The sequence below is a fragment of the Kurthia massiliensis genome (assembly GCF_000285555.1).
GTDB lineage: Bacteria > Bacillota > Bacilli > Bacillales_A > Planococcaceae > Kurthia > Kurthia massiliensis.
Window position 1 is genome coordinate 749417 of record NZ_HE610996.1, and the last position, 12256, is coordinate 761672.

Here is a 12256-nt window from a genome sequence, read left to right on the forward strand (position 1 = left end):
CGGAGTTTTGTTTTGCACATAATAGGAGGAAAACATCGCAATATGGCAATTTTAACAGTAGATAAACTTGGTCACTCGTTCGGGGACCGTACATTATTCAAAGAAGTATCTTTCCGTATCGTCGAAGGTGAACATGTCGGTTTAGTCGGCGCAAACGGCGTTGGTAAATCAACATTAATGAGCATCATTACAGGTCAAACGGTACACGATACAGGCCGCGTTGAATGGTTACCGAAAACACATTATGGCTACCTTGACCAACATACGGTTTTAACACCAGGGAAAACGATGCGTGAAACGTTGAACGATGCGTTCGCAGACCTTTTCAAAAAAGAACAAGAATTAAATGAAATCGCTGCAAAAATGGGCGATGCAACACCAGAAGAATTAGAACAACTATTAGAAGACATGGCAGAAGTACAAGACGCATTAGAAGCAGGTGACTTTTATTCTTTAGATATGAAAGTTGACGAAGTAGCACGCGGTCTTGGTCTTGATGCGATCGGTTTAGATCGTGACGTCGCAGCCCTTTCAGGTGGTCAACGTACGAAATTACTTCTAGCAAAATTATTATTAGAAAAACCGAAAGTATTATTACTAGATGAGCCGACAAACTATTTAGATGAAGAACATATCGAATGGTTACGTACGTATTTAAAAGATTATCCACACGCATTTTTATTAATTTCACATGATGTTGAATTTATGAACGATGTCGTAGGCGTTATTTTCCACTTAGAGTTTTCTAAATTAACGCGTTACACAGCGTCATATGAAAAATTCTTAGAGCTTGCAGAAATTAATAAACGTCAACATATCGACGCTTACGAAAAACAACAAGAATTCATTAAACAACAAGAAACGTTTATTCAAAAGAACAAAGCGCGTTTCTCTACAACAGGTCGTGCGAAATCACGTCAAAAACAACTGGATCGCTTAGAAGTGATCGAACGTCCGGAAACAGCTTCTAAACCGACATTCCGCTTTGAAGAATCTCGTAGCTCAAGCCGTTACGTCGTAGAAGCGAAAGATTTATTAATCGGTTACGATAAAGAAAAACCGTTATTACCACCACTAACATTCCAAATCGAACGCGGTGAAAAAATTGCCCTTGTCGGTATGAATGGTGTCGGTAAATCAACATTATTAAAAACGATGCTCGGCAAAATCCCAGCACTTGGCGGTAAAGTTGAACGCGGTGACTTCCTATTTCCTTCTTACTTCGAACAAGAAGTAAAAGCAGGTAAAGAAACACCGATCGATGTCATTTGGGATGCATATCCAAGCTTAACGCAAGGGACTGTTCGTTCATTACTAGCAAAAACAGGTCTTAAAAATGAACATATCGGTCGCCCAATGAGCCAATTATCAGGTGGCGAACAAGCGAAAGTCCGCATTTGTAAATTAATGATGGACGAATCAAACTGGATGTTATTCGATGAACCGACAAACCACTTAGACATCGATGCAAAAGCAGAATTAAAACGCGCGATGCAAGAATATAAAGGCACAATCGTACTCGTTTCCCATGAACCTGAATTTTACGATGGTTTAGTAACGAAAGTATGGAACGTTGCAGAATGGTTCTCTGAAGCACATAAAGAACAATAATAATAAAACGAAAAACCTTTCACTTTTTTGTGAAGGGTTTTTCTCATTTTAGCCATATGTTTCGCATCATATGCATTTTCTGTTTACAATAGTAGTATAAGGATGGTGTCTCAACATATGAGCAACAACGATTTAGCAGACAGTTACGCCCCGAAAAAAATGGCGAAGCTGCAAAAAACATTTTTACGATTCCTCGGTATTACGATTGGCGCACTTATTATGGCCGTCGCACTTGAAGAAGTACTCATTCCGAATCATCTCGTCGACGGTGGCGTCACCGGCATTGCGATGATGATCTCCCATATGACTGGATTATCACTCGGTCTATTCTTATTTATTTTAAACTTGCCGTTCCTTTATTTCGGCTATAAACAAATCGGCAAAAGCTTTGCGATTTCCGTCACATATGGCATTGCCGTCTTATCAGCCGCGACAACGTTTATTCCCCTACCTGGTGCCTTCACGAACGACACATTGCTCGCAACCGTTCTTGGTGGCATCATGCTAGGCATCGGTGTTGGGATCGCAATTCGCTCTGGCGGCTGCCTCGATGGTAGTGAAACGCTCGCGATTATGTTTAACAAAAAAACGCCCTTCTCCGTTGGCCAAATTATTTTAATTATGAACTTATTTATTTTAGGTAGCGCGAGCTTCGTCTTTGGTTTAGACCGTGCGATGTATTCTCTAATTGCGTATTTTATCGCATTTAAAACGATTGACCTCGTTTCAGAAGGTTTCAATCAAACGAAATCGATCTGGATCATTAGCGAAAAGCCAGAACTCATCGGTGAAAAAATTATGTTCCGTCTCGGACGTGGTGTGACGTATTTAAACGGACGCGGTGGCTATACGAACGATGAAAAGCAAGTCATCTTCTGCGTCATTAGTCGGTTAGAAGAAGCGAAACTCAAAACGATCGTGCATGAAGTCGATCCGTCTGCGTTTCTTGCCTTCAGCAACATGACGGAAATTAGCGGTGGGAACTTTAAGAAAAAAGATATTCACTAAAAAATGTGCGCAAGCAAAGCTTGTGCATATTTTTTTGAAGATTTTTTGATATTTTCGTGACAGAAAGCGTTTTCATTGAAGCAAACTTCCTCAAAACCGCGTCACGACGGCATTTATCGATATTTTCTGACAAAAAAACAATTTGAAACCTGTACTATTTTTTTACGTCCTATATATAAATACAGCGCGATAAACGGCAATTTGCATGTAAAATGCTCTTTTCTCCGTAAATATATGGCGTTTGTTCAAAAAAATCAATTTGACTTATAGATATCTTACTGATAAGATATATGTATCATATAAGAACGAAAGTAGGAATCCACATGACTGTTACAATTTACACACAAACAAGCTGCACATCATCAAAAAAAGCACTGCAATGGTTACGCGAAAACGGTATTCAATATACTGAAAAACGTATTACGTCTGATCCGCTAACATTGTCAGAGTTCAAAACGATTTTAAGCATGACCGAAGATGGCACAGATGAAATTATTTCAACAAACTCAAAAGACTATAAAAACTTGAACTGCGACATTAATACATTATCAATTCAAGAACTATATGCAATTATTAAAGAACATCCAAAAATGTTACGTAGTCCGATTTTATTAGATGCGAAACGTTTACAAGTCGGTTACAACGAAATGGATATTCGTCGCTTCATCCCACGTAAAGTTCGTGCCTTCGAATTGTACGAAATGCAACGCCTTGCAAATGAGTACTAAACGTCAGAAAATTTGGAGATGATTGAACGTGATGGATCGCCGCAACAATGGCATCACAGCTCTTTTTGAAGTAGCAACTGCTATCGAACGAAAATGGGCAAATGAATGGAATAGCCACAATAATTTAGGCTTATCAAAAACGCATATTTTATTATTGGACTTATTAGATTCCAAAGGACCACTCCGCCCTTCTGATTTAGCAGAAACACTACATGTGACAACTGGTGGCGTCACTGTTCTGACGAGTAAACTGATTAAAGCCGAATATATTAAAAAACAACAAAACCCTTCTGACCGTCGCGCATCTCAACTGGAGATTACCGACGCTGGAAAAGCACTTCTCGAAGATGCATACGACCATATCGAAGCACTTGTGAATCGCATGTTCGGTATGCTTACGCCTGAAGAAGTCAAAACGCTGCAAGTCATTTTTATGAAATGTTTGCAAGCATAACAGTTCATGCTTTTCGCTGTTCCTAGTGTGTGGAGAACAGCGTACGAGCACGTCTTTATAGGCGTGCTTTTTTTTATGCACGAAAAAGCCTTGCTTCAGACGAAAGCAAGGCTTCTTTTCTATATAAACCTCGGGGGATGAGGAGTTTGTTATGCAGGCATAATAGCAGATGCTGACACTTCATCTGACAACATCATTTCTTTTAAACGCGCTTTCGCACGGAAAAGACGAGATTTTACAGTACCGATTGATACTTTCATAACATCAGCGATTTCGATTAAAGATAACTGATGCACGTAAAAGTATAGTAACGTATTTTTGTAAATACCGTCTAATTGACCGATTTTGTCTTGAACGATTTTCGCCACGTCTTCCTTTTCGATTAATTCCTCTGTTGATAATTCATCGTTTGGAACTAAATCAAGAACAGGCACGTCTAATGTATCAGGTTGGTTAATCATATATTTGCTGCGGCGTACATTTTTGCGATAGCGGTCGCGGAATGTATTCATGCAAATTGTTGTTAACCATGCTTTTAAATGATCGACTTGTGCAACGTATGATTCGTAGCGGACAACTTTGACCCATACTTCTTGCATTAAGTCTTCTGCTTCTGCTTTATTGCGTGTTAGCTTTAAGCATAAGTGGTAAATGTAGCGATTGTATTCTTCGTATACGTCGTTTAATGTAGTGTTTTGTAATTGTTCCATAGTGTGTAACCTCCTGAGTGGTTCGAATTTTTTCGTTATATGTGTGCTGTATGTATCAGCGAAATGTTTAAGTTATGTTTTTCTTTATACACTTATTATTACGGAAACGAACCTTACGCTCTATCGGTTTAACTTTCATTTACCTTACAATCGTGTAAGATAAGGAACTTTTTCATGTAAGCTACCCATACAAAAAGGCATTTCCGAATTCGGAAATGCCTTTTTTCGTTATATGATTTTCATAATGGTTACCTTCGTCGCATGTGTACCTTCCGTATCATCAATGACGAGCGACACATCCCCTACTTGTAGGCGATCGCCGACTTGTGGCAACCTTTGCAACTCATCAATAATAAGTCCACCGATAATGCCATGCGCATCTGTCGGTATGTGACATTGTAATAACTGATTCACTTGGTCAATATCAATACGGTCACTACAAATGACGCGGTCCGCTGCTACTTCATAAATGAGTGGTGTCGTACGGTCCGTTTCATCTTCAATATTTTGACCGATCATATCTTCAATCATATCTTCGGTCGTCACGATGCCGAGCGTACCACCGTATTCGTCTAAAACAATTGCTAAATGTTTTTTCGCTGAAATCATTCGTTTGAACACTCGTTCCACTTCTATATTTTGCGCGATAAACAATGGATCATCATCTAAAAATTCTTCTAGCTGGCGCGTCGGATCAATCGACCATTCGACTAATTTTTTTGATAAAAACAGCCCGACGATATGGTCGATATCTTCATCGTATACCGGGTAACGTGTATAACCGTGATGTAAAATGACGTCACGTACATCGTCAAATGTCGATGCGAGTGGCAAGCCGATAATTTCTGTGCGATGCGCACCGAGCACATCTTCTACATCTTTATCTGGAAAGTCGAGCACTTCTTTCAGTCGTTTCCCTTCCACTTGGTCATACGCACCTGACGTCTCTGCGATATCAATGACCGCGCGTACTTCCGCTTTCGTCATTTTCCCTTCTGTCACCGCACCACGTGTTAAAATGCGCATGAAAATGTTCGTAAAGCTCTGAACGATGACCGCAATTGGCGTACAAATTTTTACTAAGTAATAAATCGGTTTCAACACAGGTGCCGAATAAGACATCGGCTCAGCATACGTTACCGCCATCGTTTTCGGTAACACTTCTGCAAATAAAATAAGTACGATCGTTAAAATCGCCGTCGCAATCGACACTTTCCAGCCGTGGTTAATTGCAATAATCGTCACAATTGTTGGTAGTAAAATGTTGACGACATTGTTTAAAATGAGCACCGTCGTAATCATACGGTCTGGTTTCTCAATAATTTTTAACATAAAAATCGAGCGCTCATCTCCAGACTTCGCACGTAATCGTACTTTCATTTTATTAATAGCAGTCAGCGCTGTTTCCGCTGCCGCAAAATAGCTTGATAATAACAGTAAAACGCCTAGTAAAATAAATTCCATATAAACGCTCCTTCCCCATTTATATACTAAGTACCCGAAAACATGACTACTTTGACACATCATTTTGTCGCTATGATATAATTTGTAGTGCTTAACAATAAATAAACAAAAGCGAGGGATTTTCAGTGAGTAACTTAGAAAACTTAAACAAATATTTTGCAGAAAATCGCGAACGTCATTTAGAAGAAATGAAAGCTTTCTTATCAATTCCAAGTATTAGCTCTCTTTCTGAACATAAAGATGACATGTACAAAGCTGCAAACCACTTATCAGATTTATTAACAACAGCAGGTATGGAAAACGCAACGATCCACGATACAGCGGGTCACCCAGTCGTAACTGCTGATTGGTTACACGCTGAAGGTGCACCAACTGTTCTTGTATACGGTCACTACGATGTACAACCAGTCGATCCAATCGAACTTTGGGATAGCATGCCTTTCGAGCCAGAAATCCGTGACAACATTATGTTCGCACGTGGTTCTTCAGACGATAAAGGTCAAGTGTTCATGCACGTAAAAGTACTTGAAGGAATGCTTGCATCAGACGAAAAATTGCCAGTCAATGTGAAAGTCATCTTTGAAGGCGAAGAAGAAATCGGTTCTGTTCATTTAGACCAATTTATCGCTGACCATAAAGATTACTTAAAATCAGACGTTGTCGTAATTTCTGATACGTCTCTATACGCACCTGGTAAGCCAGCTGTCGTTTATTCATTACGTGGCTTAACAGGTATCCAAATCGACGTACGTACTGCCAAAGGTGACTTACACTCAGGTATGTACGGTGGTGGTGTTCACAACTCTATCCACATCTTATCTGATATTCTTTCTTCATTCCACGATGAAAACGGTCATATCGCTGTTGAAGGTTTCTACGACAACGTATTACCAATTTCAGATGAAGAACGTGCAGCTTACGCAGAGCTAGGTTTCGATGAAGAACAAATGAAAGAAGAAGCTGGCGTTAAAACACTTTACGGTGAATCAGGCTTCACTTATTTAGAACAAACTTGGGCACGTCCAACGCTTGAAATTAACGGCGTATTCGGTGGCTTCTCTGGTGAAGGTGTTAAAACAGTTCTTCCTGCACAAGCTGGCGCAAAAATTACTTGCCGCTTAGTACCGAACCAAGACCCACACGAAATCGTTGCACTACTTCGTGCACACGTTGCGAAACATACTCCAGAAGGCGTTGATATCGAAATTACTGAATTCGATAAAGGGAAACCATTTATCGCACCATTCGATCACCCTTACGTACAAGCTGCTGGTCACTCTTACGAAACACAATACGATCAAAAAACAGCGTTCATCCGTTCAGGTGGCTCAATTCCAATCGTTTCAACATTCGACGAAATTTTAGGCGCGCCAGTCATTATGATGGGCTTCGCATTATCAACTGAAAACTTCCACGCACCGAACGAACACTTCCACTTAGAAAACTTCGATAAAGGTTTACGCGTTGTGTCTCACTACTTCAACAGCGTTGCTGGCATTGAAAAAATCTAATATAGCGCAACAAAAAAGCCTCGATGTTTGTCGAGGCTTTTTTATTATTCTCCGAAGAACGTTACGATTTCTTCTGCTGATTTACGTGGTTTTTTCTCAGGAACTTTATCAAAGTAGCCAAGTTGTAACATCGCGATGACGCGTTCTCCTGGTTTTGCACCGATTGCTTCGATGAATTCTGGGCTATCTAACCAAGTTGGATTTTTCCAAATAGAGCCGATACCGCGATCCCATGCAAGTAACATCATGTTTTGAATGAAACAGCTTGCTGCCGCAAAATCTTCTGTACGCTCATGTTGACGTAAATCTTCTGGTACGACAACGAATGCATACGCACCTGGTGTTAAAAATTTCGTCATTTTATGTTCGATTTCTTCTGCTGACAGTTTTGCATGGTTCGGAATTGTCACGTCACGGATGACGTCCAATACTTTCGGTAACCCTTCACCAACACCTAAAATAACGCGCCAAGGTTGGCGATTTTTATGGTTTGGTGCCCATACTGCGTCATCAATAATATCTAAAATATCTTGTACATCTACAGGCTGTTTGTTAAATACACCGATTGAACGGCGCTCACGAATAGCCTCTTTGACTGTTAAAGATTGTTCGTTCACTGCTACTCACTCCTAAGACTTATTATCGCTATCAACGATACCACATCACGTTAAAAAATCAATCGCGTTATTTGTCGTTCGGTTTCTTCCATAGCTTTCCTGGCCAGAATGCGTAGCGACCAAGTACCGTCGTAATCGCTGGTACGAGTAACGGACGAACGATAAACGTATCAAGTAATACGCCAAGCGCTGTAATAACACCGAATTGTACGAGTACTTGAATCGGTAACGTCGCAAGAACTGCGAACGTACCGGCTAAAATTAAACCGGCTGACGTAATAACGCTACCTGTATATTTTACACCTTCTGATACCGATTGTTTTAACGGTTTGTTTTTACGACGTTGCCAAATTTCAGACACCATGAAAATGTTGTAATCGACACCGAGCGCGACAGAGAATACGAACGTATACAATGGAATCGACCCTTGAATCGCATCAATGCCCATACCGTAGTGCAATACAATCCAACCTAAGCCTAATGCTGAGAAGTAAGATAAAATGACCGTTGCCATTAAATAAAGCGTTGCTGTAATCGAATGTAAATAAACGAGTAATAGCAATGCGATGAAGGCAATAATGACCGGCATAATTAAGCTTTCATCGTCAGCGATTACTTGCATCTCATCGTATTGAGACGCTGTTTCGCCACCAATCCATACTTTTTCATCTGCTTTTTCGACACCCGCATCTTTTAATAACGCAATCGCTTTGTCTTTAATTTCTGGAATGTGATCGAGTGATTCCGCTGAATATGGGTTGTCATCTAAGCTCAATTCGTACAGTTGAATATTGTCATCTTTTTCACCGACACGCTTTTCACCAGCCACATCAATAAAGCCTAAATCACCTAAGCCTTTTTGTAAGTCGACATCTTGACCATCTGTATCGACAACGACTTGTACAGGTGCTAATTCACCTGGTGAGAAGTTTTCTTCAACAAGCGTATAACCTTCACGTGACGTCATATCTTCAGGGAATGACGATAAAATATCGAACGTGAATTGAATTTTCGGTGCGAATGCAGCAAGTGAACCTAAAAATACGACCGTCGCGATAATGATAGCAATCGGTTTTTTCGTTACGAAATCACCAACGGCTGCACTCCATTTATGTTTCGGACGGTGCTGTTTAAACGGTTTATTACGTTTTTCAGCGCGTGCACGTTCCGCTTCTTCCGTACGTGGTACGAATGGCCAAAACGCTGCGCGACCGATTAATACGAGAATTGCTGGTAATACGACAAGCGCCGTAATCCCCATAATGAGTACGCCAAAGCTAAATGGCACCGCGAAACGATCAAATGTACCGTAGTTTGCAAGACCGAGTGTTGCAAGGCCGACAACGACCGTTAAAGCACTCATTAAAATGGCACCGCTTGATTCTTTCATCGCAATGGCCATTGCTTTCCCTTTGTCTTCTACTTCTAATAAGATTTCACGATATTTTGAAATTAAGAATAAGCAATAGTCTGTCCCTGCACCAAATAGTAATACAGTCATAATCGACACAGCTTGCGCATCTTTGTCAATCCATCCTTGTTCAGCCATAAAGCCAAGCGCCGGGCTAATGACACCGTACGCTAAGCCGACAGCGATTAACGGGATAATCGCAAGCAGTGGTGAACGATAAATAATAATTAATAAAACGAGTACGAGTAAAACTGTAGCAATCATCAATTTTACATCAGCGCTTGCGAATAAACCTGTCGCATCTACTGAGATCGCAACGGGACCTGTGTAGCGCAAGTTTAATTCATCTTTCGTGTAATCGCCCTCTAGTGAGGCGTCATCTTTTACGAGTTTCGTAATGTCATTCATGCCTTCTTCAAATTGTTCTGTAGAGGCACCTTTTTCAAAAAATACAGGTGTAACGAGCGTTGAACCGTTTTCCGAAACGCTTTCCATCAATGCTTGTGGTGGTAAGTTACCGAATGGTGGTACGAGCGATTGTGATTGCACTGGATTTTTTTCTAGTTCGCTATACAATGCTTGTACTTTTGCTAAATCTTTTTCTGTCAGGCCGTCTTCACGATGCCAAACAAGTAATAGCGGTGTCCCGGAATCGTCTGGGAACTGCTCCTCAACCATTTTCGCAGCTTGTTTCGACATTTCCGTATCTGCTAAGTTTTCACTAGAGACGTTGTCAACGCTATTAATTTGCGGCCAGCTAAACGATACGACCGCAACGAGTAAAATCCAAAAAATTAATGATAGCCAGCGACCTTTTTTACTTGCAACCATCTGACCCCATGCTTCTAATGGATGTTTCTTCATGAAATCCCTCCTTTTTGTTACTTACATTATATATACTAGAGGGTTAATTTAACAACTATAATTCATTCGTTTTGAACACTTCATGGTATAATTGAAATACAACCAATTAGAAATGGGGTGTCATTATGTCGAGTCCACAAGGAAGAACGATTGGTCGACCGAAAAAATCTTCGCAAGATATGCCGATGCAGCAGAAGATTTTATGGGTAGCGACGAATGAATTTATGGCACACGGTTATAAAGCCGTATCAATGGATGGTATTGCAGCTGCAGGTAATGTCACAAAAGCAACGATTTATTATTACTACGATTCAAAAGCTGCTTTATTTACAGAGACAGTTGTACATTTAATGTCACGCGTCAAAACACATACAGAAAGAATGTTAGCGGATGAAAGCTATCCGTTTAAAGAGCGTCTTATCAACATGCTAGAAGCATACGCAAATGCCACTGCATCGATGGACGTGAATAATTTTATTCGTGAGGCGATGCCGAGCTTATCCGAAGCGCAAAAACGTGCTGTACACGAATCAGAAAAGTTTATGCATCAAGCGATTATTGAATCATTTGACCGCGAAATGAAGCGTGGGACGATTCCAACAAAAAATATCGACTTCGTTTTGCATACTTTCCTAGCGCTTATGAATGTCGGACGTTATACAGATTATGATGAAAAACGTTTATTCCCAGATACACGTCAAGGCGCCGAAGACATTGTTAATTTTTTCTGGGCCGGACTATTTGCTTAAACGTTGCGCTGTATTTAGCAATTAGCTGAATACAGCGTATTTTTTTGCTACAATGAACTTATATTTAGGAATCGGAAAGGATGTTTATCATTGACACAGCATGCTGAAAAAGAATTGCTTGAGCCAACGTTGCTTTGCGACCGTAAAGGAAATTTAAATCCACTCGCAATTGGCTATGCACGAAAGCCGATCATTACGAGTAATTTGAAGGGTCATTTTATGCGTAAGAAAAAGTGGAATTACTGGTGCGTTTTTGGCGATGAGATTTTAGTTTCAGCTACGATTAGTCACCTCGATTACGCTGCTGTGTGCTTCGTCTATATTTTAGAATATGAAACGCAACGATTTTTTGAGAAAACGATTACGTTACCCCCACTCGGCAATCGCGTCAAAATGGCTGAAGAAGTATTACAACATACGACGTGTCACGACGCATCGATGAAAATTAATATGCTGCATACGCAAGGTGAAACGATACTCTCTATATACGTACCCGATTTTGACGATGACATTCTTGACGTTCACATAACAATTCAACATCCTGAAGATGATGATAGCTTAAACGTCGTTATCCCGTGGAATCGTCAAACATTCCAATTTACTGCGAAACATCATACATTGCCGGCGACTGGCTATGTGAAACTTGGCGAGAAAACGTATACGTTCGAACCACATGAATCGTTTGCGGTGCTCGATTACGGTCGTGGTATTTGGCCACGTAATGCGATGTGGAATTGGGCGATGGCGTCACAACGACTCGGTTGTCATCGCGTCGGTTTAAATCTCGGTGGTCAATGGACGGATGGCACGGGCATGACCGAAAATGCGATTTTTATCGACGGGCATATGACGAAAATTCACGAAGACGTCTTGTTTACGTACGATACGAACGATTTTTTAAAACCGTGGCGCATTGAAACACGCTTTTCAAATGATGTCGATTTAACGTTTACACCGTTTTTTGAGCGCGTTGCTAATTCGGATGCGAAGCTCGTATCGTCAAGTGTGCATCAACTCGTCGGCTATTATAATGGGCGTGTGAAATTAGACAACGGCATGTATTTCCACGTCCAACAATTACTCGGCACGTGCGAAGAACATGTCGCGAAATGGTAAACAACGAGGACTT

General features: G+C 40.7%; 11 protein-coding genes. 7 read left to right on the forward strand and 4 right to left on the reverse strand.

Annotation, left to right across the window (positions count from 1 at the left end):
• Positions 1 to 42: 42 nt before the first annotated feature.
• The 4 genes from KMHG_RS04005 (at position 43) to KMHG_RS04020 (ending at position 3801) form a co-directional block, all read left to right on the forward strand.
• Positions 43 to 1611, forward strand: coding sequence for an ABC-F family ATP-binding cassette domain-containing protein (locus tag KMHG_RS04005; RefSeq protein WP_010287213.1), 1569 nt, complete (start codon positions 43 to 45; stop codon positions 1609 to 1611).
• 117 nt (positions 1612 to 1728) lie between these two features.
• The gene (locus KMHG_RS04010; RefSeq protein ID WP_010287214.1) at positions 1729 to 2619 is read left to right on the forward strand and encodes a YitT family protein; all 891 of its coding nucleotides are present in this window, start codon (positions 1729 to 1731) and stop codon (positions 2617 to 2619) included.
• 323 nt (positions 2620 to 2942) lie between these two features.
• Positions 2943 to 3347, forward strand: a complete 405-nt coding sequence (gene spxA, locus KMHG_RS04015) for a transcriptional regulator SpxA (RefSeq protein WP_010287215.1) — start codon at positions 2943 to 2945, stop codon at positions 3345 to 3347.
• Between the two features lie 31 nt (positions 3348 to 3378).
• Positions 3379 to 3801, forward strand: a complete 423-nt coding sequence (locus KMHG_RS04020) for a MarR family winged helix-turn-helix transcriptional regulator (protein ID WP_010287216.1) — start codon at positions 3379 to 3381, stop codon at positions 3799 to 3801.
• A 149-nt stretch (positions 3802 to 3950) separates the two neighbouring features.
• On the opposite strand, the gene KMHG_RS04025 is transcribed toward KMHG_RS04020, so the two are convergent.
• Positions 3951 to 4511 carry an RNA polymerase sigma factor gene (locus KMHG_RS04025; RefSeq protein ID WP_010287217.1) on the reverse strand — a complete coding sequence of 187 codons (561 nt, stop codon included), beginning with the start codon at positions 4509 to 4511 and terminating at the stop codon, positions 3951 to 3953.
• A 228-nt stretch (positions 4512 to 4739) separates the two neighbouring features.
• Positions 4740 to 5975, reverse strand: coding sequence for a hemolysin family protein (locus tag KMHG_RS04030; RefSeq protein WP_010287221.1), 1236 nt, complete (start codon positions 5973 to 5975; stop codon positions 4740 to 4742).
• A gap of 125 nt (positions 5976 to 6100) precedes the next feature.
• On the opposite strand from KMHG_RS04030, the gene KMHG_RS04035 reads away from it, so the two are divergent.
• Complete coding sequence (locus KMHG_RS04035; protein ID WP_010287223.1) at positions 6101 to 7486, forward strand: dipeptidase; 1386 nt, start codon at positions 6101 to 6103, stop codon at positions 7484 to 7486.
• A gap of 44 nt (positions 7487 to 7530) precedes the next feature.
• On the opposite strand, the gene KMHG_RS04040 is transcribed toward KMHG_RS04035, so the two are convergent.
• Both KMHG_RS04040 and KMHG_RS04045 read right to left on the reverse strand, forming a co-directional pair.
• Positions 7531 to 8103 carry a nitroreductase family protein gene (locus tag KMHG_RS04040; RefSeq protein WP_010287224.1) on the reverse strand — a complete coding sequence of 191 codons (573 nt, stop codon included), beginning with the start codon at positions 8101 to 8103 and terminating at the stop codon, positions 7531 to 7533.
• Positions 8104 to 8170: 67 nt separating this feature from the next.
• A complete protein-coding gene (locus tag KMHG_RS04045; protein ID WP_010287225.1) occupies positions 8171 to 10378 on the reverse strand; it encodes an MMPL family transporter in 2208 nt (735 codons plus the stop codon).
• A gap of 125 nt (positions 10379 to 10503) precedes the next feature.
• Here KMHG_RS04045 and KMHG_RS04050 point away from each other — a divergent pair, with 125 nt between their 5' ends.
• Both KMHG_RS04050 and KMHG_RS04055 read left to right on the forward strand, forming a co-directional pair.
• The gene (locus KMHG_RS04050; protein ID WP_010287226.1) at positions 10504 to 11127 is read left to right on the forward strand and encodes a TetR/AcrR family transcriptional regulator; all 624 of its coding nucleotides are present in this window, start codon (positions 10504 to 10506) and stop codon (positions 11125 to 11127) included.
• Between the two features lie 90 nt (positions 11128 to 11217).
• Positions 11218 to 12243 carry a DUF2804 domain-containing protein gene (locus tag KMHG_RS04055; RefSeq protein WP_010287227.1) on the forward strand — a complete coding sequence of 342 codons (1026 nt, stop codon included), beginning with the start codon at positions 11218 to 11220 and terminating at the stop codon, positions 12241 to 12243.
• Positions 12244 to 12256 lie beyond the last annotated feature (13 nt).